This is a genomic window from Herbaspirillum sp. Her2 (genome assembly GCF_057961375.1).
Map to the genome: position 1 here is coordinate 4,404,141 of NZ_CM176331.1, position 24,712 is coordinate 4,428,852.

23 protein-coding genes are annotated in these 24,712 nt (G+C 64.5%); 16 read left to right on the top strand and 7 right to left on the bottom strand.

The annotated features are described in order from the left end of the window. Positions 1 to 185 precede the first annotated feature (185 nt). Genes ACWHXP_RS20050 through ACWHXP_RS20070 form a run of 5 tightly spaced genes read left to right on the top strand, consistent with a single transcriptional unit; the run spans position 186 to position 6,021 of the window. Positions 186 to 800, top strand: coding sequence for a CDP-alcohol phosphatidyltransferase family protein (locus ACWHXP_RS20050; RefSeq protein ID WP_489635223.1), 615 nt, complete (start codon positions 186 to 188; stop codon positions 798 to 800). Then, positions 797 to 2,548 carry a bifunctional alpha/beta hydrolase/class I SAM-dependent methyltransferase gene (locus ACWHXP_RS20055; protein WP_489635222.1) on the top strand — a complete coding sequence of 584 codons (1,752 nt, stop codon included), beginning with the start codon at positions 797 to 799 and terminating at the stop codon, positions 2,546 to 2,548. Before ACWHXP_RS20050 ends, ACWHXP_RS20055 begins: the two co-directional genes overlap by 4 nt. Then, on the top strand, positions 2,545 to 4,422 hold the full coding sequence (locus ACWHXP_RS20060) for a phosphatase PAP2/dual specificity phosphatase family protein (RefSeq protein ID WP_489635221.1): 1,878 nt from the start codon (positions 2,545 to 2,547) through the stop codon (positions 4,420 to 4,422). The genes ACWHXP_RS20055 and ACWHXP_RS20060 overlap by 4 nt, the downstream gene beginning before the upstream one ends. A 20-nt stretch (positions 4,423 to 4,442) precedes the next feature. Further along, the gene (locus ACWHXP_RS20065) at positions 4,443 to 5,063 is read left to right on the top strand and encodes a lysophospholipid acyltransferase family protein (RefSeq protein WP_489635220.1); all 621 of its coding nucleotides are present in this window, start codon (positions 4,443 to 4,445) and stop codon (positions 5,061 to 5,063) included. A gap of 16 nt (positions 5,064 to 5,079) precedes the next feature. Beyond that, entirely contained in the window at positions 5,080 to 6,021 is a 942-nt protein-coding gene (locus tag ACWHXP_RS20070; protein ID WP_121037242.1) for a phosphatidate cytidylyltransferase, read from the top strand. Positions 6,022 to 6,051: 30 nt separating this feature from the next. On the opposite strand, the gene ACWHXP_RS20075 is transcribed toward ACWHXP_RS20070, so the two are convergent. Further along, positions 6,052 to 8,058 carry an OPT family oligopeptide transporter gene (locus ACWHXP_RS20075; protein ID WP_489635219.1) on the bottom strand — a complete coding sequence of 669 codons (2,007 nt, stop codon included), beginning with the start codon at positions 8,056 to 8,058 and terminating at the stop codon, positions 6,052 to 6,054. 140 nt (positions 8,059 to 8,198) lie between these two features. Here ACWHXP_RS20075 and ACWHXP_RS20080 point away from each other — a divergent pair, with 140 nt between their 5' ends. From ACWHXP_RS20080 to ACWHXP_RS20125, 10 genes are all read left to right on the top strand, one after another. Then, positions 8,199 to 8,726 carry a hypothetical protein gene (locus ACWHXP_RS20080; protein ID WP_034334974.1) on the top strand — a complete coding sequence of 176 codons (528 nt, stop codon included), beginning with the start codon at positions 8,199 to 8,201 and terminating at the stop codon, positions 8,724 to 8,726. A 172-nt stretch (positions 8,727 to 8,898) separates the two neighbouring features. Continuing rightward, the gene (locus ACWHXP_RS20085) at positions 8,899 to 9,243 is read left to right on the top strand and encodes a DUF1840 domain-containing protein (RefSeq protein WP_039790503.1); all 345 of its coding nucleotides are present in this window, start codon (positions 8,899 to 8,901) and stop codon (positions 9,241 to 9,243) included. A gap of 292 nt (positions 9,244 to 9,535) precedes the next feature. Beyond that, positions 9,536 to 10,855, top strand: a complete 1,320-nt coding sequence (rsmB, locus tag ACWHXP_RS20090) for a 16S rRNA (cytosine(967)-C(5))-methyltransferase RsmB (protein WP_121037248.1) — start codon at positions 9,536 to 9,538, stop codon at positions 10,853 to 10,855. Continuing rightward, entirely contained in the window at positions 10,852 to 11,481 is a 630-nt protein-coding gene (locus ACWHXP_RS20095) for a DUF4390 domain-containing protein (RefSeq protein ID WP_489624295.1), read from the top strand. The genes rsmB and ACWHXP_RS20095 overlap by 4 nt, the downstream gene beginning before the upstream one ends. Further along, positions 11,478 to 13,754, top strand: a complete 2,277-nt coding sequence (locus ACWHXP_RS20100; protein ID WP_134221006.1) for a sensor histidine kinase — start codon at positions 11,478 to 11,480, stop codon at positions 13,752 to 13,754. The genes ACWHXP_RS20095 and ACWHXP_RS20100 overlap by 4 nt, the downstream gene beginning before the upstream one ends. A 167-nt stretch (positions 13,755 to 13,921) precedes the next feature. Next, positions 13,922 to 14,671 (top strand): response regulator, encoded by a 750-nt coding sequence (locus ACWHXP_RS20105; RefSeq protein ID WP_489635218.1) that lies wholly within the window; start codon positions 13,922 to 13,924, stop codon positions 14,669 to 14,671. An 11-nt stretch (positions 14,672 to 14,682) separates the two neighbouring features. After that, positions 14,683 to 14,925 (top strand): hypothetical protein, encoded by a 243-nt coding sequence (locus ACWHXP_RS20110; protein WP_489635217.1) that lies wholly within the window; start codon positions 14,683 to 14,685, stop codon positions 14,923 to 14,925. A gap of 230 nt (positions 14,926 to 15,155) precedes the next feature. Continuing rightward, positions 15,156 to 15,413 carry a BTH_I0359 family protein gene (locus tag ACWHXP_RS20115; protein ID WP_034332163.1) on the top strand — a complete coding sequence of 86 codons (258 nt, stop codon included), beginning with the start codon at positions 15,156 to 15,158 and terminating at the stop codon, positions 15,411 to 15,413. A gap of 135 nt (positions 15,414 to 15,548) precedes the next feature. After that, positions 15,549 to 16,244 carry a tRNA (guanine(46)-N(7))-methyltransferase TrmB gene (gene trmB / locus ACWHXP_RS20120; RefSeq protein WP_489635216.1) on the top strand — a complete coding sequence of 232 codons (696 nt, stop codon included), beginning with the start codon at positions 15,549 to 15,551 and terminating at the stop codon, positions 16,242 to 16,244. Further along, the gene (locus ACWHXP_RS20125) at positions 16,241 to 17,086 is read left to right on the top strand and encodes a DMT family transporter (RefSeq protein ID WP_489635215.1); all 846 of its coding nucleotides are present in this window, start codon (positions 16,241 to 16,243) and stop codon (positions 17,084 to 17,086) included. The genes trmB and ACWHXP_RS20125 overlap by 4 nt, the downstream gene beginning before the upstream one ends. Positions 17,087 to 17,150: 64 nt before the next feature. Here the strand turns inward: ACWHXP_RS20125 and ACWHXP_RS20130 are convergent, their stop codons facing one another. The 5 genes from ACWHXP_RS20130 to ocd all read right to left on the bottom strand — a co-directional run bounded on the left by ACWHXP_RS20130 (position 17,151) and on the right by ocd (position 21,736). Next, positions 17,151 to 17,873: an amino acid ABC transporter ATP-binding protein gene (locus ACWHXP_RS20130; protein WP_034332173.1), complete on the bottom strand. Its 723-nt coding sequence runs from the start codon at positions 17,871 to 17,873 to the stop codon at positions 17,151 to 17,153. A 5-nt stretch (positions 17,874 to 17,878) separates the two neighbouring features. Continuing rightward, complete coding sequence (locus tag ACWHXP_RS20135; protein ID WP_034332175.1) at positions 17,879 to 18,631, bottom strand: amino acid ABC transporter permease; 753 nt, start codon at positions 18,629 to 18,631, stop codon at positions 17,879 to 17,881. 164 nt (positions 18,632 to 18,795) lie between these two features. After that, positions 18,796 to 19,575 (bottom strand): basic amino acid ABC transporter substrate-binding protein, encoded by a 780-nt coding sequence (locus tag ACWHXP_RS20140; protein WP_489635214.1) that lies wholly within the window; start codon positions 19,573 to 19,575, stop codon positions 18,796 to 18,798. A gap of 212 nt (positions 19,576 to 19,787) precedes the next feature. Further along, on the bottom strand, positions 19,788 to 20,696 hold the full coding sequence (gene rocF / locus ACWHXP_RS20145; RefSeq protein ID WP_489635213.1) for an arginase: 909 nt from the start codon (positions 20,694 to 20,696) through the stop codon (positions 19,788 to 19,790). Continuing rightward, entirely contained in the window at positions 20,693 to 21,736 is a 1,044-nt protein-coding gene (gene ocd, locus ACWHXP_RS20150; protein ID WP_489635212.1) for an ornithine cyclodeaminase, read from the bottom strand. The genes rocF and ocd overlap by 4 nt, the downstream gene beginning before the upstream one ends. Positions 21,737 to 21,875: 139 nt before the next feature. On the opposite strand from ocd, the gene ACWHXP_RS20155 reads away from it, so the two are divergent. After that, the gene (locus tag ACWHXP_RS20155) at positions 21,876 to 22,343 is read left to right on the top strand and encodes an Lrp/AsnC family transcriptional regulator (RefSeq protein ID WP_489635840.1); all 468 of its coding nucleotides are present in this window, start codon (positions 21,876 to 21,878) and stop codon (positions 22,341 to 22,343) included. A 79-nt stretch (positions 22,344 to 22,422) separates the two neighbouring features. On the opposite strand, the gene ACWHXP_RS20160 is transcribed toward ACWHXP_RS20155, so the two are convergent. After that, positions 22,423 to 24,324 (bottom strand): potassium transporter Kup, encoded by a 1,902-nt coding sequence (locus ACWHXP_RS20160; RefSeq protein WP_134221000.1) that lies wholly within the window; start codon positions 24,322 to 24,324, stop codon positions 22,423 to 22,425. Positions 24,325 to 24,712 lie beyond the last annotated feature (388 nt).

Sequence of the window (24,712 nt, forward strand, 5' to 3'; positions counted from 1 at the left end):
GCGACGAGAACTCCCCTTTCATTCACTCGATTTCAACTTCTGCTCGCATCAGCCGGGAACAGAAATCGTCATTGCGTTGCCCAAGGTGAGCTTCGCCCGATACAACAAATAACAAATCAGAATCGACAACAAGGACGATCCCCCATGCCCTCTTCCCTCCCCGACGACCGTGCGGCAGGTGCCGCATGATCAGCATCTATCAACTCAAACCCCGCTTTCAGGCGCTCTTGCGGCCAATGGTGCGCGCCCTGGCCGAGGCCGGCGTGACGGCCAATGCGGTCACCGTGCTGGCCATGCTGGTCTCGCTGGCACTGGGCGCGCTGCTGTTCGTGGCCGGGCCACAGCGGCCGGCGCTGTTCCTGCTGCTGCCGCTGTGGATGTTCCTGCGCATGGCCTTCAATGCCGTCGATGGCATGCTGGCGCGTGAATTCGGCCAGCAGTCGGCGCTGGGGGCCTATCTCAACGAGCTGACCGACGTCGTCTCCGATGCCGCCCTGTACCTGCCCTTTGCGCTGGTGGCCCCGTTTGGCTGGGCCACCGTGGGCGGAGTGATCTTCCTGTCGGCGGTGTCGGAGATGACCGGGGCGCTCGGCCCCATGGTCAGTGCGCCGCGCCAGTACGACGGCCCCATGGGCAAGAGCGACCGCGCCTTCCTGTTCGGCGCGCTGGGCTTGTGGCTGGGACTGGCCGGCAGCCTCCCGGGCTGGATCTTCTGGGTGCTGCCGCTGGCTGTCGCCGCCATCCTCCTCAATATCGTCAACCGCATCCGCAGCGGCCTGCGCGCCGCCCCCCACCCATGACACGATCCTGCCAGGAACACCAGTTCACCACCCACGACGGCCAATCCCTGTTCTATCGCCGCTGGCCGGCCACCGGCCCGCAGCGGCGGGGCGCTGTCGTCATGTTCCATCGCGGCCACGAGCACGGCGGGCGCATGGAGCATCTGGTCGATGAACTCGGCCTCTCCGATTTCGATTTCTATGCCTGGGATGCGCGCGGCCATGGCCGTTCGCCCGGCCCGCGCGGCTATTCCCCGAGCTTTGCGCACTCGGTGCGGGACGTGCAAACCTTCATCCACCATCTGCGCGACCAGTGGCAGGTGGCCGAGGAAGACATGGCCGTGCTGGCCCAGAGCGTGGGCGCGGTGCTGGTCTCGACCTGGGCGCATGACTACGCGCCCCGCGTACGCTGCCTGGTGCTGGCCTCGCCCGCCTTCAAGGTGAAGCTTTATGTTCCCTTCGCCCGTCCGGGACTGGCCCTGCAGCAGAAGCTGCGTGGCAATTTCTTCGTCAACAGCTATGTCAAGGCGAAGTATCTGACCCACGACCGGCAGCGCCAGGCCTCCTACGACAGCGATCCGCTGATCAGCCGTCCGATCTCCGTGAATATCCTGCTGGCGCTGTATGAAGCGGCCGAACGCGTGGTCGCCGATGCCCAGGCCATCACCATTCCCACGCAATTGCTCATATCCGGCGCGGACTGGGTGGTGCACCATGGTCCCCAGCACGATTTCTTCGCACGCCTGGGCACACCAGTGAAGGAAAAGCACGTCCTCCCCGGCTTCTATCACGACACCTTCGGCGAGAAGGACCGCAAGATCGCCACCGACCTGGCGCGTGAATTCATCCTGCGTCAATTCTCCCAAGCCTGGGCCCGTCCGGACCTGCGCCAGTCGCACCGCCAGGGCCCGACCTTCGAGGAGTCGCGCCAGCTGTCCGCGCCGCTGCCCGCTCTCAGCCCGAAGGGGCTGTACTGGGCCGGTTACCGCGCCAACATGAAGCTGGGCGGCCTGCTCTCCAAGGGTGTGGCGCTGGGGCATCGCACCGGTTTTGATTCGGGCAGCACGCTCGACTACGTCTACCGCAACACCCCCGAAGGCGTCGGTCCGCTGGGCCGCGCCATCGATCGCCAGTATCTGGACGCGATCGGCTGGAAAGGCATCCGCCAGCGCAAGCTGCATGTAGAGGAATTGCTGCGTACGGCCCTGGCCCGCCTGCAGGCGGAAGGACAGCCGCTGCACGTGCTCGACATCGCCGCCGGCCATGGCCGCTACGTGCTGGAAGCACTGGGCCAGGGACCGCGTCCCCACTCCATCCTGCTGCGCGACTACAGCGAACTGAACGTGCAGCAAGGCACGGCGCTGATAGCTGACAAGGGCCTGGCCGACATCGCCCGCTTCGAGCAAGGCGACGCCTTTGACCGCGCCAGCCTGGCCGCCGTCACGCCGCGCCCGACGGTGGGCATCGTCTCCGGCCTGTACGAACTGTTCCCGGACAATGATGCCGTGGCCACCTCCCTGGCCGGGCTGGCCGATGCCATCGCGCCGGCCGGCTATCTGGTCTACACCGGCCAGCCCTGGCATCCGCAACTGGAACTGATCGCCCGCGCACTGACCAGCCATCGCGGCGGCCAGGCCTGGGTCATGCGCCGCCGCACGCAAGCCGAGATGGACCAGTTGGTGGCCGAAGCGGGGTTCGAGAAGATCGAACAGCGCATCGACCAGTGGGGCATCTTTACCGTCTCGCTGGCCCGGCGCAAGGCCGCATGAGCCAGGCCGACCGCCTGCTGCCCGCGGCAGCACCGGCCACGCCGCTGCCGTGGAAGCGCGGCGTGGCCTGGCTGCTGTTGCTGGGGCCGCTGTTCTTCCTCAGCTATGGCTTCGCCAACCATGCAGCCGCCGCGCGCGCCAGCGTGCCCAGCTTCTTCTACGGCTGGGAGCGTCATATTCCCTTCCTGCCCTGGACCATCCTGCCCTATTGGTCCATCGACCTGCTCTACGGATTTTCCTTCCTGTGCTGCCGCACCCCGCGCGAGACCGATCGCCACGCGCTGCGGCTGCTGACGACGCAGCTGATCGCGGTGGCCTGCTTCCTGGCTTTCCCGCTGCGCTTTGCCTTCGTGCGGCCGGCCACCGATGGACTGTTTGGCGCGCTCTTCGCCTCATTGGCGGCCTTCGACCTGCCCTTCAACCAGGCCCCCTCGCTGCATATCGCACTGCTGGTGCTGATCTGGGTCCAGTTCGCCCGGCTGCGCACCCACTGGTTCTGGCAGTTGGTGATCCATGGCTGGGCGCTGTTGATCGGCCTGTCCGTGCTGACGACCTGGCAGCATCACTTCATTGATATCCCGACCGGTGCCATGCTGGGCCTGTTCTGCCTGTGGCTGTGGCCGGATGAGGGAGGTACGCCGCTGCGTCGCAGCGGCCAGCGCAGTGCGCGCCGCATGCGTCTGGCGCTGGCCTACGCGCTGGGAGCCTTGCTGGCACTGGCGCTGGCGATTCTCGTGCGCGCCCTGGCCGCCCCGCTAGGCTGGCTGGCCTTGTCCTTGGCCATCGTGGCGTGGAATTACGCCCATGCCGGTGCCGCCGGTTTCCAGAAGCACGACGGCCGCCGCTCGCTGGCCGCTGCCTGGTTGCTGGCACCCCACGCACTGGGTGCCTGGATCAATGCCCGCCTGTGGACCCGCCGCCGTCCGCAGCCTGACGCCATCACCGGAGATGTCTGGCTGGGCCGGCTCCCGAATATCGTCGACATGCACGCCGGTCCGTTCGCCGCCCTGTGCGACCTCTGCGCCGAATTGCCCGCCCCGCGCGGTCCGTGGGCTTATGCCGGCCATGCCTGGCTGGACCTGGTCGCCCCCGACGCCGATCAATTGCTGGCAGCCGCTCGCAGCATCGAATCGCTGCGCAGCCATGGCCCCGTGCTGGTGGCCTGTGCGCTGGGCTATTCGCGCAGCGCTGCTGCAGTGGCAACCTGGCTGTGCTTGAGCGGACGCTGCCCCGACATGGACTCTGCTCTTGCGCTATTGGCCGAACGCCGCCCCACGGTGGTCATCAACGCGGCGCTGCGGGAACGCCTGCGGGAGGTCGAGCAACGCCTGCTCAAGGAGAATGTCATGCCTGACCTGCGCCAGGGTTCCGGGGGCGATGCCGCCAATGACCCCGCCCATCAAGATCTCCCGCCCGACACCCAGCAAGCGGCTCTGAAGGCGGCGCATCAGGCCGAGATCGCCGCAGCGCTGTTGGGCCTGAGCCGTCCGGTGGATGCCTTCAGCCGAATGCTCACCATCGCGGCCCTGATCCTGCTGGTCTTGCAGGTGGACACTTCCGGCCTCTGGATACCCTTGACGATGTCCATCGCCTTTGGCATCGCCGAATGCGGTTTCGCGCTGCGCTGCGCCTTCGATGCGCCACTCTTCGCCTCGTGGGCGCGCCGCTGGCAGCAAGGTATTGCGCCTCAGGACGATCTGGCCGCCTTCGATCTGGCCCTCAAGGAAAGCGGCTTGGGGCGCCAACCAGAGCCTGCACGCGGAATTGCCGAGCGCACGGCCGGTGCGCGCCGGCTGTTGCGCAACCAGTGCCGATGCCTGGCCTTGCAGGTCGGCGCATGGGTGGGCGGTTTCGTGTTCATGTTCCTTTCCTGATCCTTGAAAACTGAATTTGTATGCTGATCGACCGCCTCTTCGCCTCCGCCATCTGCACCTTCGCCCGCGTCCTCACGGGCGTGCGTGCCCGCTGGTTTGCCGCGCCCGATCCCGGCAAGCTGCGTGTCTACTATCCCAACCACCGCAGCCACGGTGATTTCGTGCTGGTCTGGAGCATGCTGCCGCGCGCCATGCGCAAGCGCACCCGGCCGGTGGCCGGCTCGGACTACTGGCTCAGCAGTGCCGTGCGGCGCTATGTGATCAATCGGGTGTTCCGGGGCGTGCTGGTGGACCGCCAGGCCGGCCGCCGCGCCGATCCCATCGGCGTGATGGGCCAGGTGCTGGCGGGTGGCGAATCGCTGATCCTGTTCCCGGAAGGCACACGCAACCTGGACGAGGGCCTGCTGCCCTTCAAGAGCGGGCTGTATCACCTGGCCTGCGCTCATCCGGAAGTGGAACTGGTGCCGGTATGGATCGAAAACCTCGGCCGGGCCATGCCCAAAGGCCATCTGGTGCCGCTGCCGCTGCTCTGCACCCTCAGCTTCGGCGAGCCCCTGATGCTGCGCCCCGACGAAAGCAAGGAACAGTTCCTGGCCCGCACCCGCCAGGCCCTGCTCGCCCTGGCCCCCGTGGCCGAATGATCCGCGACGAACGACCATGACTCCTCAAGATACCCTCATCGCCCTGTTTGGCGGCGTGTTCGCCGTCCTCGCCCTGGCCAGCTCGGTCGGTGGCCTGCTACGCTGGCGGCTGGCCGGACGCAGCAGCAGCGTCATCGACAATCTCAATGCCCGCATCAAGGCCTGGTGGTGGATGATCGGCGCGCTGGCCATCGCGTTCTGGATCGGCAAGACCGGCGTGGTGGTACTGTTTGCCTTCATCTCACTGCAGGCGCTGCGTGAATTCATTTCCGTCACCTACACCCGCGTGGGCGACCATCGCGCGCTGCTGTGGTGCTTCTTCGTGTTCCTGCCGCTGCAGTACGTGCTCATCGGGATGGACTGGTATGGCCTGTTCTCCATCCTGATCCCGGTCTACGCCTTCCTGCTGCTGCCGATCTCGGCCTCGCTCTCCACCGACACCAAGCACTTCCTGGAACGTGCGGCCAAGGTGCAGTGGGGGCTGATGATCTGCGTCTACTGCATCTCGCACGTGCCGGCCCTGCTGACGCTGCCCATCGAGGGCTTCGAAGGCCGCAACCTGCAGCTCATCGTGTTCCTGGTGCTGACGGTGCAGTCCAGCGATGTGTTCCAGTACGTGTGGGGCAAGCTGTTCGGCAAGCGCAAGCTGGCCCCGCAGATTTCACCTTCCAAGACGCTGGAAGGCCTGGTCGGGGGCGTGCTGACGTCCACCGCCGTCGGTGCTGCGCTGTACTGGATCACGCCCTTCAATGTCTGGCAGGCGGCGCTGGTGGCGCTGACCATCAACATCCTGGGCTTCTTCGGGGGATTCGTGCTGTCGGCGATCAAGCGTGACCGCGGACTCAAGGACTGGGGTGCCATGATTGAAGGCCATGGCGGCATGCTGGACCGGGTCGATTCGATCAGTTTCTCGGCACCGATTTTCTTTCATATCCTGCGCTACTGGTGGGTGCACTGAAGTACCACCAGCAGCGCATTCTCGCTAACGTCAACGTGACGGCAGGATGCGGCGCGCAAACGCGATCAGCACCAGCACCAGCGCAACCAGGCCCAGCCACTGCCCGGTCGATTCAAACGCACCCGACACCACCGCCAGCGGTGCATCCTTGCCGGTAAAGCCGATGATGGCGGCCAGCAGCACACCCACCAGGCTTTCCCCCACGATCAGGCCGGAGGCCACCAGGATGCCGCGCTGGCGCGGCTTGTCGGCATAGGCTTCCGGGTCCGCACCGGCAGCCAGCGCGCGGCGGCGCAGGGCGCGTTCGATCAGCCAGCCCAGCACCGCGCCCAGGAACAGGGCGCTGCTGACCATCGGCGGCAGGTAGATGCCGATACCCACCGCCAGGACCGGCAAGCGCGCCACGCCGCCACGGCGGGCCAGCAGCCAGTCGATCACGATGAGCACGATGCCCAGCGCCACGCCGACGCCCAGCATGGTCCAGTTCAGCTCGCGGGTGAAGATACCGGTGGCAATGGCCGTCATCAGGGTCGCCTGCGGAGCCGCCAGGGCCTGGGCTGCATCCATGCCCGCGCGCGGCAGGGCACCGGTGAAGCCATAGGCGTTGTAGAGCAGGTTCAGCACCGGCGGGATGATGAGCGCGCCCACCACGCAACCGACCAGCAGCGCCACCTGCTGGCGCCAGGGGGTGGCGCCGACCAGTTGGCCGGTCTTCAAGTCTTGCAGGTTGTCATTGGCGATGGCCGCCACCGCAATGATGGCCGCGGTGACGAACAGCGCCACCGCGATGGCCAGCTTGCTGCCTTCGGGCGTGGCCAGCAGCGGATCGACTGCGCCCGAGACCAGCAGCAGGACCGACACCAGGATCACGGCCACGATGCCGATACCCGAGATCGGGCTGGAGGAGGAGCCGATCAGCCCGGCCATGTAGCCGCAAGCCGCCGCCACCAGGAAGCCGAAGATGAAGGCAAACACCACCGCATAGACGATCAGCCCGATGAACAGCGCAGGCGACACCGGTGCTTCGGACAGGAAGGACGCGAACACCACCGCCAGCAGCGCAATCATGGCCAGGCTGATGACGATGATCCAGCGCGGCGACATGTCCTGGTCGGTGCGCTCGGTGCTGCCCTGCTGACGGCGCGAGAGCGTCGACAGCGAGGCCTTCACGCCTTCCAGCATGGGCTTGAAAAGGGTGGCCAGGGTCCACACTGCGGCCACGCCGATCATGCCGGCACCGATGAAGCGCACCTGGCTCTTCCACAATCCGTTGGCAAAGTCCGACAGGGCGACATCGGCCGCATGGGGGGTGACGGCGGTGAGATAAGGCACGGCCACACCCCAGGCGATCACCAGGCCGATCAGGATGGCGATGCCGGAGACGATGCCGATCATGTAGCCCGCGCCCACCAGGGCCAGCGAGAAGCCCATGGTCAGGCGGACCACCGAAGCACCGGCGGTGAACCAGAGGCTGATGCTTTCGGCAAACAGCTTCAATCCGCTGGCGATCACGCTGAAGGCTGCTGCAATTGTGCCGCCGAAGAGGATGTCACGCAGACCGCGCCGGGTTTCCTCGCCGCCCTCGGCGTCGGCGCTGCCCACGCGCAGGATCTCCGCGGCCGCCACGCCTTCCGGATAGGGCAGCGCGCTCTGCACCACCATCACCCGGCGCAGCGGGATCGAGAACATCACCCCCAGCATGCCGCCGGCGGCGCAGATGCCCAGCGTCTGCAGGAAGGGGAAGCCCTGCCAGTGGCCCATCATCACCAGGCCGGGCAGGATGAAGATGATGGAGGAGAGCGTGCCGGCCGCCGAGGCCTGGGTCTGCACCATGTTGTTTTCCAGGATGTTGGCATTGGAAAACAGGCGCAAGACCGCCATCGAGATCACCGCTGCGGGGATCGCCGAGGAAAAGGTCAGGCCGACCTTCAGCCCGAGATACACGTTGGAAGCGGTGAAGACCACCGTGATGAGCGCGCCCAGCAGCATCCCGCGCAGGGTCAGTTCCGGCAGGCCGGTTTGGTTATCTTGGTTCATATCGGGAAAGGGTTCCGTTTCGATGCGTTCTTATACCGCAAGAATTGCCGTACGGCCATCGGACAATCGCGCTATTTGCTTCATATGTGCCTCAAACCGGCTTTGATATGATGCCCCTCTCCCCGTTCCGGACCCTTCCCATGCGCCGCCTTCGTCCTGCCCTGCTGTTGCTGTCCTTGGCCTGCCTGTGCCTGGCGGCCTGCTCTCCGCGCTACAACTGGCGTGAAGCCAGCGACAACGGCGCGCATTTCGTGGTGCTCCTGCCCGCCAAGCCGGCCAGCGTGACGCGCCCGGTCGACCTGGACGGCCCCAAGGTCGACATGAGCATGACCGCCGCCGAAGTCGACGGCCTCACCTTCGCCGTGGGAACGGCCGAACTGCCCGATGCGGCCGCGGCCAACCGGGCGCTGGAAGCAATGCGCACCGCCCTGCTCAACAACATCGGCGGCCAGCCGCAGGGCACGCCGGTGTGGCCGGGCAAGACCACGGGCCTGGCGCGCACGCTGGACCTGGACGCGCGGGGCGTGTCCCGCGGCCGCCCTCTGCGGCTGGTCGCCCGGCTGGCGGTGCGTGAGCGGCGGGTGTACCAGATTCTCATCGTGGGGGAGCAAAAGGCCTTCACCGAGGAAAATATTGAAACCTTTTTCAGCTCTTTCAAACCAACCTGAGCGGGGCCGAGCCGGATGACAATATTCCGGCTACCGGGGTATTCTTGTCCTGCCTGACTCTCCAAACAGGCATTCCCGCAGAAATGCGGATGCAGTCTGCAGCGCATTTCCAGCGCGCCCGCCTTGGCGGGCCTGCCCAAAAAACGTTATCAATCAAAGACCCTGAGGAAATATGCTGATTACCTTCAAATCAAAAGCGGCTGCCGATGTGGTGATGTATGAGTCGCACGCCAAACCCATTCTGGACCTGTTGCACAAGGATCCTGCCCGTGGCGTGATCACCGCCGCCGAGGCCGGTGACGCCATCACTCTGCTGGAACAGCAGATCAACGCCAGCAAGTCGCATGAAGCGGCCGAAGCGCTGGCGCGTGACGTCAACGCCCACCACAACGCCGACGTCGACGACCACAACCACGAAAAGATCGAGCCGGTCAGCTTCTCGGCACGCGCCTATCCGCTGCTGGACATGCTGCGCGAAGCCAAGAAGGGCAATTACGACATCCTGTGGGGCGTCTGATGCCTGCAGGAAGCCCGGACGCGTTGCGCTCCTGACACTTCCTGACGCTTGATTGCCTGCATCACCCTGACATACCCGCGCCGAACGGCTGCCGCGAACATCCACCGCGGCGGCCGTTTGTCCTTGTCGGGCGGCATTCTGCCGTGCCGGACCGACACTTGCACCACCCAAAATGCATCGCGCAGGTGTGAGCACCATTGGCCGCTGGTACACTGGCGGCCCGCGCCCCTTGCTCCGACCATTGCCGGGTTGCAATACGGGGTGCCGCCTTATCTTCCGAGCCAGCAAAGACGTGATTCAGATTTCTCTCCTCCCTCCCGGTGCCAAGGCCGATTCCCTGGCCTATCAGCTGGCCTATGCCGCCCAGGCAGTGGCCGCCGTACGCGCCGGCCACGCCCTGCCGCAGGCACTGGCGCAGATCTTCTCCCGCAGCGACGCCCCGCCGCCGGCACGCGGTGCCATCCAGGACCTGAGCTATCGCGCCATGCGCAGCCTGGGGCTGAGCGACAGCCTGCTGGGCCTGCTGGCCAACAAGCCACCGCAACCGGAGGTCCTGCACGGCCTGCTGGTGACGGCCCTGGCACTGCTGGTCAATGAAGAAGACGCGGGCTACGACAGCTTCACCGTGGTGGACCAGGCCGTCGAGGCCGCCGCCATCAGCCAAGAGATGAGTTTCGCCAAGGGCGTGGTCAATGCCATCCTGCGCCGCTTCCTGCGCGAACGCGCGACGCTCATGCCGCAGGCCACCAAGACCCCGCCTGGCACCTGGAATTATCCGACCTGGTGGATCGACCGCCTCAAGGGCGCCTATCCCGAGCAGTGGCAGGCCATCCTGCACGCCGGCAACCAGCCGCCGCCGCTGACCCTGCGCGTGAACCGCCGCCGCGCCAGCGTGGAACAGTACCTGTCCACCCTGCAGCAGGCCGGCATCGGCGCACGCGCCGTCGGGCCCTACGCGGTGCGGCTGGACAAGCCGGTCCCGGTGCAACAGATCCCCGGCTTTGCCGAGGGCGTGGTCTCGGTGCAGGATGCGGCGGCCCAACTGGCCGCGCCGCTGCTGGAGGTAGCTGATGGCATGCGCGTGCTCGATGCCTGCGCCGCGCCGGGCGGCAAGACCGGCCACCTGCTGGAACTGGCCGACATCGAACTGCAGGCGCTGGACCACGATCCGCGCCGCCTGCAGCGCATCGCCGAAAACCTGGACCGTCTGCAGCTCAAGGCGCAACTGATCACCGGCGATGCCCGGGAAGATGGCTGGTGGGATGGCCAGGGCTTCGACCGCATCCTGGCTGACGTGCCCTGTACCGCCTCCGGCATCGTGCGCCGCCACCCGGATATCCGCTGGCTGCGCCGCAAGACCGACACCGCGCAGCTTGCAACACTTTCCGCGCAAATTTTGGACAAGCTTTGGCAGATGCTGCGACCGGATGGTAAATTGCTGCTCGTAACCTGCTCGCTGTGGCCCCAGGAATCGGAGCAGCAAGCGATCGCCTTCGCGCAGAAAAACCATGCCATCCGGCTGCCCGCTCCAGGTCAACTGCTGCCGACCGCCGGTGCCGATGCCGATCACGATGGCCTGTTCTATGCGCTGTTCCAAAAACCTGGTGCATGAATTTGACGCAATCGGCCCCCTTCCCCACTTCCACGTCCGCACGCCCGCGCGATGCCGGCTTCCCGCGGCGGCTGCGCGCGGCGCTGCAATGGCTGCTGGCGCTGCTGCTGGCCTGTTCCGCTCTGGCCGTCCAGGCCGCTGAAATCACCGTCAACCAGGCCGCCATCGAAGCCAGCGACGAAGGCTACCGGCTCTCGGTGTCCTATGACTTCGAATTGAATCGCGGCCTGGAAGATGCGCTCTCGCGCGGCGTGCCCCTGTATTTCACCACCGAGGTCCAGCTGACCCGGCGGCGCTGGTACTGGTTCGACGAGACCAGCGTCGCGGCCACCCGCACCCTGCGCCTGTCCTACAACGTGCTGACGCGGCAATATCACACCGCCATCAGCGGCCAGCTGCAGCAGAGCTTCACCAACCTGGACGACGCGCTGACCCTGATCCGCCGTCCGCCACGCTGGATCATCGCCGACAACAACACGCTCAAGGCCGGCGAGACTTACCATGTCGGCCTGCGCATGCGGCTGGACGTGGCGCAGCTGCCCAAGCCCTTCCAGGTCAACGCGCTCAACAACAATGACTGGCGGCTGTCCTCCGACTGGATCGAATTCAACTACAAACCCGAATGAGCCGCACCTTACGCTATCTGCTGGTGGTCGGCGGGGGCGTCATCAGCGTCCTGCTGTTCCTGCTGGCCTCGGCCTCCGAAAACTCCGCCCTCTTCGAGCAGCACTACCCGTGGCTGCTGTTCTTGAACGGCCTGGCCGCCATCTCGCTGCTGGGCCTGGTGCTGCTGCTGCTGGGCCGGCTCTACAAACGCTACCGGCGCGGCAAGTTCGGCTCCAAGCTGCTGGCGCGGCTGGTGCTGATGTTTGCCCTGGTGGGCATCGTGCCGGGGGCGGTGATCTATCTGATGTCGGTGCAGTTCGTGTCGCGCTCCATCGAATCCTGGTTCGACGTGCGCATGGAAGCGGCGCTGGAATCGGGCCTGAACCTGGGCCGCAATGCACTGGACTCCTCGCTGTCGGACCTGGTCTCGCGCGCGCGCGGCATGGCTCAGGAGCTCTCCGACATGAGCGACTCCGAACAGGTGACCTACCTTTCGCGCCAGCGCGACCAGAACATGGAGATCACCATCGTCAACGCCAATGGCCAGGTGATGAGTACGGTCGGCGGCTCCATCGGCTCGCTCACGCCCATCCTGCCCAGCAGCCAGGCGATGCGCCAGGCGCGGGTCTCGCGGGCCTTCTCGGCGGTGGAAAGCGATGACACCCGCCCCCCCAGCGGCTCCGATACCGACGGCAACCTGCGGCTGCACGTGGTGGTACTGGTTCCGGCTCCCAGCCGCGGATTGTCGCTGCAGAATGAAACGCGCTACCTGCAGATCCTGCAGCCGGTCCCGGATTACCTGGCCACCAATGCCGAGACGCTGCGCCTGGCCTACAACGAGTACCAGCAACGTTCCGTGTCGCGCTCGGGCCTGCGCAAGATCTACCTGGTGACGCTGACACTGACCCTGCTGCTGGCCATTTTCGCCGCCATCGCCAGCGCCTTCCTGATCGCCAGCGACCTCGCCAAGCCACTGCTGCTGCTGGCCGAAGGTACCAAGGCGGTGGCCGAAGGCAACCTCTCGCCGCGCCCCATCGTCAGTACCTCGGATGAGCTGGGCACGCTGACCCAATCCTTCAACACCATGACGCGCCAGCTGCTGGAAGCGCGCACCTCGGTCGAAAAGAACCGGGCCGAACTGGAAAACGCCAAGGCCTATCTGGAATCGGTGCTGGCCAACATGTCGGCCGGGGTGATGGTGCTGGACGGGCAATTCAACATCGTCAGCGCCAACGATTCGGTGCGCCGCATCCTGGGCTACGACTTCTCGGCCAACATCGGCACGCCGCTGCAAACCATCGACAGCCAGGCACCGTTTGCCCAAGCCGTCATCCGCGCCTTCTCCGAACAGCTGGCCCAGCACAGCAGCGAAGGGGCCGACGGCCTGCACTGGCAGCGGCAGTTCGAACTGTCGCGCCAGCCTGGCGCGGTGCTGGATGCCGGTGACGAGCAAGGCGGCAAGCCCGACCATGACAAGCTGACCTTGCTGGCGCGTGGCTCGCACCTGCCGGTGGAAAACGGCGTCGGCTACGTGGTGGTGTTCGATGACATCAGCAACGTCATCTCGGCCCAGCGCTCGATTGCGTGGGGTGAGGTGGCGCGCCGCCTGGCGCACGAGATCAAGAATCCGCTGACCCCCATCCAGCTCTCGGCCGAACGCCTGCAGCATCGCCTGGCCGACAAGCTCATGCCGGCCGATGCCGCCATCCTCGACAAGGGCACCACCACCATCGTCAACCAGGTCACGGCCATGAAGCGCATGGTCGACGACTTCCGCGACTACGCCAAGACCCCGCCGGCCAAGCCGGTGGCGCTCGATCTGAATGCCCTGATCGAGGAAATCCTCAACCTCTACCTGGCCGGCGATGGCCGCGACGTGATCCACGCGCGCCTGGCCCCGGAAATGAGCAAGGTCATGGGCGACGCCACCCAGATGCGCCAGGTCATCCACAACCTGCTGCAGAATGCCCAGGATGCCGTGACCGATGACGGCCAAAGCGCGCCGCGCATCGACGTGCTGACCGAACAGATCGACATCGCCGGCACCGACGGCCAGCGCCGGCCGGCCGTGCGTTTGTCGATCATGGATAACGGTCCCGGTTTCTCGCCGACCATCCTGGCGCGTGCCTTCGAACCCTACGTCACTTCCAAGGCCAGAGGGACCGGCCTGGGACTGGCGATGGTCAAGAAAATCGTCGAGGAACATGGCGGTCGCATCGATATCCAGAATCGGACCGATGGCCGAGGCGCAAAAATTGTAATTTTGCTGGTAAAGTTAGCACCTATTGATTAAGAGACAGTTTTCTCAGGAAACCGTCCCCAGGGTCAAGATTCGACAGCAAGTCGCCGGGAGGGACCCGGCAGTTCATCAAGGCACGCTCGCTAACGCCGCGTCGAGCGCGCCGGCCCGGAACAAGATCGAAAACTTGGACAATGAACTAGCAGCGAGGAAAGCAGCACATGGCTAACATCCTGGTCGTCGATGACGAAATGGGTATCCGCGAATTGCTCTCAGAAATTCTGGGCGATGAGGGGCATGTCGTGACCACTGCGGAAAACGCGCAGCAGGCACGCGAGCTTCGCCAGGCCGGAGTCCCCGACCTCGTGCTGCTCGACATCTGGATGCCCGACACCGACGGCGTCACGCTCCTGAAGGAATGGCAACGCGATGGCCTGTTGACCATGCCGGTCATCATGATGTCCGGCCACGCCACCATCGACACTGCCGTCGAGGCCACTCGCATCGGCGCACTGAACTTCCTGGAAAAGCCGATCGCGCTGCAAAAGCTGCTCAAGGCCGTGCAGCAAGGGCTGTCACACAGCCGCGAAGCGGTGCGTCCGGCCAGCTATCGCCCGGCCCCGGTGGCCGCCGTGGCCAATGGTGCAGCCGACGGCCTGCACACCCCCGAACACGTCGCCCCGGTGGCCGCCTACGCGCCCGCATTGGGCAGCGAATCGCTGCATCACGGCACGCCGGCCGCGGCACCCTTCGGACAGGTGGCCGACAATGCCGCCAATATTTCCTTCGACCTGCCGCTGCGCGAAGCCCGCGATGCCTTCGAGCGCGCCTACTTCGAATACCACCTGGTGCGCGAAAACGGCAGCATGACGCGCGTGGCCGAACGTACCGGCCTGGAACGTACCCACCTCTACCGCAAGCTCAAGCAGCTCGGGGTGGAACCAGGCAAGCTGGCACGCAAGAATCACTGAGCCGCACCGGCATGAACACCAGGACAACGGGATCGCAGCGCGGTCCCGTTTCTTTTGGTAGTCTGATCACATTTTGGGGGCAGTCCGCCACAGGGTGTGGCGGCGTCAGAAATTTCCTGATGTTCTTTTACGTCCGACAGCGGCATGCTGAAGGCGTGATGAGGCTTGCCAGGCCGCAACCCGGCCTGCTGCAGCGCGATGAACTTCCAGGCGAGCTTGTCATCTATCTTCAGCAGGTGACGGTGCATCATTAAGAAACATGCAAGATTTCGTGCATGCGGAAAGGCAACACGGCAGGCATCAAAGTTTTTCGGACAAACTGCCGTCAACAGACTCAGGAACGCAAGCGACGCGGCGTTCCGCGAGGGAGCTGTATCGAAGTAGCAGAGATGCACACGAGGCGCGGCCCAGGTGAAGGGTCTTGAAATTTACGGTGAAGGCGCCACTTCCTTTTCGAAGCAGTATTCCAGCATAAGGAGTCACTATGAACCTGATCTACAACAGTGAGCAGTACAGCGTCGTCGAATTCGGTGCCGATTCCGACCACGAAGCCTTGCGCTTCGGCGGCTACGAGATCATGGACAAGTCCGGCCAGCGTGAAATCTACATCGATGGCCCGGCGGCCGAACTGTTCCGCAAGGATGTCCAGGAACTGATCGCCTCCGAACCCACCATGGACGATATCGACAACTTCCTGAGCCGTTACGACGTGATGATGCGTCATCCCATGACCTTGCACTGATCGGGTCAAGCACTCCCGCTTTACAGGCAATGACGCCGCGCCCCCCGCGCGGCGTTTTCTTTTGGTCAGCTTGCCATCAGCGGCGCGCACGCGACGTCCATTAAAATGGCGTTTTGCCGCCTTGACCACCTTGTCGTGAATTCATCCCCCATCAGCAGCGCCCAGACCGGCGTGCATGAGCAACTGGCCACCCTGGTGGCGCGCCACGCCGATCCCGCCCATCCGTTCCGCAAACCCGTCACCGATTACAACCAGCGCGCCTTCGATGCCAGCATGGCGGCCTGGCGCGCCGCGGGCGAGCCGCCGCTGATCCTCGACACCGGCTGTGGCGTGGGCTTGTCGACGCTGCACCTGGCGGCGCGCTACCCGGATCATTTCGTCATCGGCATCGACCAGTCGGCCGACCGCCTGGCCCGCAACACGCATTGGGATGGTCCGGAACCGGCGAATCTCTGCTTCGTGCGCGCCGACCTGGTCGATTACTGGCGGCTGGCGCATGAAACCGGGCTGCGGCCGGCGCGGCACTACCTGCTCTACCCCAATCCCTGGCCCAAGATCGGCCACCTGGCCCGGCGCTGGCAGGGCCATCCGGTGTTTCCCTTCATCGTGGCGCTGGGTGGACAACTGGAATGCCGCAGCAATTGGCAGATTTATGTCGAAGAATTCACTTCGGCCCTGAACCAGCTATCTGGCGGCACTTTCCGTACCGAAGCCTGGCAACCCGATCAGCCCATCACGCCCTTCGAGCGCAAATATCTCGCCTCAGGCCACTCGCTGTGGCGCGTCGCAGCCGATCTGGATGCGCAGGCACTGACGGGCCGCAGCGCATGACGCTCCCCGTCATCGCCCTGGTCCTGGCCGCTGCGCTGCTGCACGCTTCCTGGAACGCCTTGCTCAAGAGCAGTCACGACCGCCTGGCGTCACTCTCGCTCATGACCCTGGGCGCGGGGCTGGGCGCGATCCCGCTGGTGCTGTGGCGACCGTGGCCGCAAGCGGAGAGCTGGTTCTACATCCTGCTCTCGGGCCTGCTGCACACCGGCTACAACCTGTTCCTGATCCGCGCCTACCGCATTGGCGACTTCGGCCAGTCCTATCCGATTGCGCGCGGCTCCTCACCCTTGCTGGTGGCGCTGGGGGCAGCGGTCTTTGCAGGCGAGCAGCTGGGCATCTATACGGTGATCGGCATCGCCCTGGTCTCACTGGGCATCGTCAGCCTGGCCAACCTGCGCGCCATGCGCCAGCGCGAGCACCTGTCCGGCCCGCTGGCAGCCCTGGCGACCGGAGCCTTCATCGCGGCCTATACCATCACCGACGGCATCGGCGCGCGGCTGGCGGGCGACGCCATCGCCTATGCGGGCTGGCTGTTCCTCGCCGACAGCATCCCGCTGGCCCTGCTCTACCAGTACAAGCATGGACGCTCGCCGGTGGTGCTCTCGCACAAGGACACCTGGATCGGATTGGCGGGCGGCGTGATGTCGCTGCTGGCCTATGGCATCGTGATCTGGGCCGTGACGCTCGCCCCCATGGGCATGGTCTCGGCGCTGCGCGAGACCTCGGTGCTGTTTGCACTCCTGATCGGTACGCTGTTCCTGGGCGAGAAGCTGACGCTGCGGCGCGTGCTGTCCTGTGCGGTCATTGCGGCAGGAGCCATCGTGCTGGGGGCGCATCACTGAGCCTGCAACGAAAAACGCCGGGATTGCTCCCGGCGTTTTCGTTTGCGGCGCACTGCGTGATGGCTTACAGCACCTTGCGCAGGAAATCGCGCGTGCGCTCATGGACCGGTTCACCCAGCACCTGCTGCGGCGGACCTTCTTCCATGATGACGCCCTGGTCGATGAAGAAGACGCGATCCGCCACTTCACGCGCAAAGCCCATCTCGTGCGTGACCACCACCATGGTCATGCCTTCTTCGGCCAGCTGCTTCATGACGGTCAGCACTTCGCCCACCAGTTCCGGGTCCAGCGCGGAAGTGGGTTCATCGAACAGCATCACCTTCGGTTCCATGGCCAGTGCGCGGGCAATCGCCACGCGCTGCTGCTGGCCGCCGGAAAGCTGGTTGGGGAAGGCATCGATCTTGTCCAGCAGGCCGACCTTCTGCAGCAGCTTCTCGGCCACCAGGACCGCATCGCGGCGTGACAGCTTCCTCACCTGCATGGGCGCCATGATCAGGTTTTCCAGCACCGTCATGTGCGGGAACAGGTTGAAGCGCTGGAACACCATGCCCAGCTCCGCACGCAAGGCATTGAGGTTGACCTTGGGGTCATTGAGCTTGACGCCTTCGATGAAGATGTCGCCATCGCTGACTTCTTCCAGTCCGTTGAGGCAGCGCAGGAAAGTGCTCTTGCCCGAGCCCGAGGGCCCGATCACGCACACCACTTCACGCGCGCGGATCTCGCAATCGATGCCGCGCAGGATGTGCGCCTGGCCGAAGCGCTTCTGCAGTTGGTTGACCTTGATCATCGTGCTCATCGTGCATCTCCCTTGCCGTAACGTGCTTCCAGATGACGTACCAGCGCCGCCAGCGCCAGCGTGATGACCCAGTAGATCACCGAGATGGTCAGGTACGGCTCCCAGTAACGCGCGTAGGCACCGGAGACGGTACGCGCCGCGTAGGCCAGTTCAGCCAGGCCGATGGCCGAGGCCAGCGAGGAATCCTTGACGATGGCAATGGCATTGTTGCCCAGCGGCGGCAGCATGCGGCGGAAGGCCTGCGGCAGCACCACGCGGCGCAGCGTGCCCAGGTAGCTCATGCCCAGCGAGCGCGAGGCTTCGCTCTGGCCACGGTCGATGGACTGGATGCCGGCGCGGAAAATTTCCGACACATACGCGCCCGAGTTGAGCGTGATGGCCAGCACCGCCGAGGCGAAAGCACCGTAGTGCGAGCGGATCTCACGCGCCAGGTCACCCGAGAGGATCAGGCCGCCGCTGGGGTTGATCAGCATCGGCATGAGCGCGAAGTGGATCAGCAGGATCTGCACGAACAGCGGCGTGCCGCGCAGGAAGCTGACGTAGAAGCGAATCGGCCACTGCACGCAGTAGCACAGAAAATATTTCCAGAAACCATGGCGTGCTTCGGCCAGGCGGCCCACGCCCAGCACCAGGCCCCAGCAGGTGCCGGCGATCACGCAGATGATCGCGGCCTTGAGGGTCATCCAGGTGCCTTCGACGAACAGCGGCGCGTACTCGCCGATGATTTCCCATTGGAAGAAGGAATGCATGATGAATCCGTTCAAACGGAGGTGTTGAGAAAAGCGGAGAAGCGGAAAAAAGCGGAACAGGCGATACCGGCGAATCCGGCAACACCAGCAGCCCACCCCGCAAGACGGCACGGGGCGGCGCTTTCAGGCTAGTGCCCGGCCTCTGGGCCGGTGCACCGGAAGGCTTACTTCAGCGGCAGGGTCGGCACTTCGCCGTCGAACCAGGTCTTGTAGATCTTGGCGTAGGTGCCATCGGCGACGATCTGCTTCAGGCCGGCGTTGATCTTGTCCAGCAGTTCCTTGTTGCCCTTCTTGACGGCGATGCCGAAGTACTGGCGCACGAACTTTGTGTCGCCGACCACCTTGAATTTCTTCTCGGGATGGCTCTTGATGTAGAACTTGATCACGCCCACATCGCCCACGGCCGCATCAACGCCACCGCGATACAGTTCTTCCAGCATCAGCACGGTGTTGTCGAAGCGGTGGATGGCGGTGCTGGCCTTGCCCAGTTCTTCGGAGACCACGATGTCACCGGCGGTGGAATTGACCACGGCCACTTGCGTCTTCTTCAGGTCGGCCAGCGAGGCGATCTTGGCATCGGCGTTGGTGATGATGACTTGTTCGGCCGGGAAGTACGGCAGCGAGAAGTCGACCATCTGGGCGCGCTTGTCGGTGATGGTGATGCCGGAGATGATGATGTCGCGGTCACCCTGGCCGAGGGTGGCGAAGATGCCTTCCCAGGGCGTGCTCACCAGCTGGATCTTGAAGTTGGAAGCTTGCGAGATCGCCTTGATCAGGTCGATGTCGAAGCCGACCAGTTCCTTCTTCGGGGTTTCGAATTCGAACGGGCGATAGGTACCGCCGGCGCCGACCACGTAGGTCTGGTCAGCTGCGAAGCTGCTGCCGGCAGCACAGGACAGGGCCAGCGCGCTGGCGGCCACGATGAAGAATTTCTTGAGAGACATGATGACTTCTTTCTGACGGAGGAGTAATCCGGGAGAGCAAGATGCGTGCGCACCCCGCTGTCGCCCCCGGCGTGCGAGCGCTTCCCGGCACGCGGGAATACGGGGTCATTACCCTGCACCCGCCCACCGGACGCGACAAAACCCTGAATGATCGGGCATTGCCCGCAATCCTTCAACCTCCAATTGCAGACGATGAGAGCCGTCAGCCAAACTCAGCGAATCAGTGTGGATTTTCCGAACAGACTTTCGACCAGGTCCACCACCACCTCCGCCGTCTGGTTGCGCACATCGCAGGCCGGATTGAGTTCCATCACGTCCAGTGAAGCGAGGCGGCCGGTATCGGCAATCATCTCCATGCACAGCTGGGCCTCGCGATAGGTCGGCCCGCCCAGCACCGCCGTGCCCACCCCTGGTGCCAGTGCGGCATCGAGGAAATCCACATCGAAACTCACGTGCAGATGGGTCTCCGGGCCCATGCCGGCCAGTGCCTCTTGCATGGTGGTGCGCATGCCGTATTCATCGATGTGGCGCATGTCGAAGACGCGCACGCCCAGTTCGCGCAGGTGGCGCTTTTCTTCACGGTCCACGCTGCGGATGCCGATCTGGCAGATCTGCTGCGGCTGCATGGCCGGCGTCTGCCCCCCCAGGCGAATGAGCGCTTCGGGCCCCACCCCCAGCAGACAGGCCACCGGCATGCCGTGGATATTGCCGGTCGGGGTGGACTGGCTGGTGTTGGCATCGGCATGGGCATCCAGCCACAGCACGCGCAAGTCCTTGCCATGCGTGCGACAGTGACGCGCCACGGCAGCGATCGACCCGACCGCGAGCGCGTGGTCGCCGCCCATGAGCAGCGGGACTTCACCCTCGGCCAGGCTGCCCGATACGGCATCGAAGACGGCCTGGTTCCACTGCACCACCTGTTCCAGATGGCGCAAGCCCTGTACCGGCGGCTGCTGCGGATTGGCCGGACCGCCCAGGTCACCGCCATCGATGACTTCCAGTCCATGCTGCTGCAGGCTGCGCTGCAGCTCGGCCACGCGCAGGGCGGCCGGTCCCATGGAGGCACCACGGCGGCTGGCGCCCACATCGGTGGGGGCGCCCATCATCCTGATCTTGTTCATGCGTTTGCCTGCTCCTTGTAGGGAAGAACGGGGATGGCCAAGCCATACAAGTCCTTGGGGTTGTCCAGTACGGGGACCAGATCGATCTGCTGCGCGTGATGCGCATCGATATGGTCATCCAGGTAGCGCAGCGCCGAGAAATCCTCCAGCGCGAAACCGACCGAATCGAAGACCGTCACCTCATGGGCATCGCGGCGGCCTGCTGCCTTGCCGGCCAGCACTTCCCACAGTTCGGTCACCGCAAAGTCCGGCGGCATCTGCTGCACTTCCCCTTCGATACGCGATTGCGGTGCGAATTCCACCACCACGCGCGCTTTCTCCAGCACGCCGCGATGCAGTTCGGTCTTGCCGGGGCAATCGCCGCCGACCGCATTGAGGTGCATGCCCGCTTCGATCATGTCCGGATGCACGATCACTGCCCGGCGCTTGTCGGCGGTCACGGTGGTGACGATGTCGGCCCCCGCCACCGCCTCGGCCGTGCTGCGCGCACGGATCAGCCGCAATGCAGGCCAATCGCGCAGATTACGCATCAGCTTGTCCGTGGCGGCCGGGTCGACATCGAAGAGCCGCATTTCCGTGATGCCCAGCTGAGTATGGAAAGCGATGGCCTGGAACTCCGCCTGCGCACCATTGCCGATGAGCGCCATGCTGCGGCTGTCCGGGCGCGCCAGATGATGTGCTGCAAGTACCGAGGTCGCCGCCGTGCGCAAGGCCGTGGTCAGTGTCAGTTCCGACAGCAGGCGCGGATAGCCGCTGGCCACCTCGGCCAGCACGCCAAAGGCGGTAACCGTCAACAAACCCTGGGCCGTATTGGCGGGATGGCCGTTGACGTACTTGAAGGCATACCAGCGTCCATCCGAAATGGGCATCAGCTCGATCACCCCGCGCGCCGAGTGGCTGGCCACGCGCGCGCTCTTGTCGAATTGCGGCCAGCGCAGGAAGTCCTCGCGCAGATACTGCACCATGCCGCCGATCACCTCCGGCAAGGGATGCGTGGCCAGATGGGCTTGCAGGTCCGACGTTCCGATGTACTTGACCATGATGCATCAGCCTCTTGTGCAAAGGCTGCCTCGGCAGTGGCGATGGATGAAATCTTATCCACAACGAAGCGAAACAGGCTTTCGTTTTTCGTCATGATTTGCCATGATGACGAAATATTATTTCGTGACGATGAATCTCATGGACAAGATCGACATCAAGATCCTGGAACTGCTGCAAGCCGACGGCCAGATCAGCAACGTCGACCTGGCCGAGCGCATCCACCTCTCGCCACCGCAGTGCATGCGGCGCGTGCGTGCGCTGGAGGAGCAAGGCGTGATCCGCCGCTATGCCGCCCTGGTGGCACCGGCCGAGGTCGGGCTCAATGTCACGGCCTTCGTCTCGCTGTCGCTGGACCGGGCGCAATTCAAGCAGGTGCGCGCAGTGGAAAAGGTGATCAAGGCCTTTCCTGAAATCGTCGAGTGCTACACCATCTCGGGCGACTTCGATTACCTGCTCAAGGTGGTCTCGCAGGATCTCAAGAGCCTGTCGCACTTCCTCACCGACCGCCTGATGCAGGTCCCCGGCGTGGCCGGGCTGCGCTCCATGATCTGCCTGGAAGAGGTCAAGCCGACCTCGCCACTGCCCATCACCCTGCTCCCGCGATAGGTCCGGGCACTCCACAAAAAAACAGGGCCGCCCCGAAGGACGGCCCTGTTTCTGCATCACGCGGCGTGTGCCATGCCGCTCAGATCTCCACCTTGGTGCCCAGCTCCACCACCCGGTTGGCCGGGATGTGGAAGAAGTCCGACGGCTTGGCACCGTTCTGGTACATCCAGGCGAACAGGCGCTCGCGCCACAGCGACATGCCCAGCAGCTTGCTCGGTACCACCGTGTCGCGCGCCAGGAAGAAGGAGGTATCCATCAGGTCGAAGTGATGGCCGAACTGCTGCTCGGTCAGCGTCATGACCTTCTGCACTTCCGGTGCTTCCTTGAAGCCGAAGGCGGCGCGCAGCAGGTAGACGTCGCCGCCCAGGTCCTTCATGGTCAGGCGCTCGCTGTCGGCCACGTAAGGCACGTCCCAGATGCTGATCTTCAGGAAGAACACACGTTCATGCAGGATGCGGTTGTGCTTCAGGTTGTGCAGCAGCGCGACCGGGACGGTAGCGATGTTGCCGGTCATGAAGACGGCGGTCCCGCCCACGCGATGCGGCGGATGCGCCAGCAGGCCTTCGATGAAGGGCTCGATGGGAATGCCGTCATCCTTGATGCGCATGCGCAGCAGCATGCGGCCCGAGTACCAGGTCATCAGCAGGAAGAAGGCCGCGCCGCCGATGACCAGCGGGAACCAGCCACCCTCGGTAAGTTTGAGCAGGTTGGCCGCGAAGAAGGCCACGTCGACCACCATGAAGCAGCCGATGGCCACCACCACGGCCGGCATGCGCCACTTCCAGATGTGGCGCATCACCACGCCCAGCAACATGGTGGTGATCACCATGGTGGTGGTCACGGCCACGCCATAGGCGGCGGCCAGGTTGTCGGATTTCTTGAAGGCCAGCACCACAGCGACCACCAGCACCAGCAGCATCCAGTTGATCAGGGGAATGTAGATCTGGCCCTGTTCATCCTCGGAGGTATGCAGGATGCGCATGCGCGGCACGAAGCCCAGCAGGATGGCCTGGCTGGTCAGCGAGAAGGCCCCCGAGATCACTGCCTGCGACGCAATCACGGTGGCGCAGGTGGCCAGCACCACCATGGGCAGCACCAGCGGATCGGGGATCATCAGGTAGAAGGGATTCTTGATCGCATCCGGATTGGCGATCAGGTTGGCGCCCTGGCCGAAGTAATTGATCAGCAGCGACGGCATGACCGTAAACAGCCACGCGTAGCGGATCGGCTTGATGCCGAAGTGGCCCATGTCGGCATACAGCGCCTCGGCCCCGGTCAGCACCAGCACCACCGAGCCCAGTACGATGAAGGCCTGCAGCGAATGCTCGGCCATGAAATGCACGGCGTAATACGGATTGATCGCCACCAGCACCTCGGGCGCCTTGACGATGTTGTAGAGGCCCAGCAGCGCCAGCGAGAAGAACCACAGGAACATCACCGGCCCGAAGAAGCGGCCCACCACACTGGTGCCATGCCGCTGGATCAGGAACAGGATCACCACGATCACCAGCGTGAGCGGAATGACCGCATGCGCCGTACTCGGCGCGGCGATCTCCAGCCCTTCCACCGCCGAGAGCACGGAGATGGCCGGCGTGATGACGACGTCGCCATAAAACATGCAGGCACCGAAGACGCCCAGCATCATCAGCAGCTTGGCGCGCGGCGAACCTGAGATGGCTGAGCGCAGCGACAGCGCCATCAGCGCCAGCACGCCGCCTTCGCCGTTGTTGTCGGCGCGCAGCACGAACATCACGTACTTGATGGTGACCACGATGGAGATCGACCAGAACAGCATCGAGATGATGCCCAGCACCGCGCCCGGAGAAAAGGCGATGCCGTGGTCGGGGCTGAAACATTCCTTCAATGCGTACAGCGGGCTGGTACCGATATCGCCGAACACCACACCCAGCGCGGCCAGGGTAATCAGGTGGAATTTGGTCGACCGGAGGGAAAGGCCTGAATTGGTATGAGATGAACCCATCTTGCTCCCTTTGCTTCTTCAAATAGAGTGCCGGCGGACAGGTTCTGGGGGCAGACGCCACCCTCGGCGGGGAGGGCTGGCCACTGTCCGGGCAGGACGCGTACTTTAGCGCACTCTACCCGTGGTGCGCTCAAAATGCCGCAGACGTCACCCTGACGTTGCGCGCGCGCCTCTCGCCTGGCTTGCGGAACTTGACAGCCGCGCACGGACGCGGTTCCGGAATTGCACTGCCGCAAAAAACCTTCATATCGCTTGGAACCGGCGTGGGACAAGGCTTTGCGGCCCATACAGCGGCCGCATATCGATATGCGGTAATCGAGTTTTTCTTTCTCCCCTGCCCTTTATATACTCCGAACGAATAAAGAACCGCGTTTTACCACCACGACGG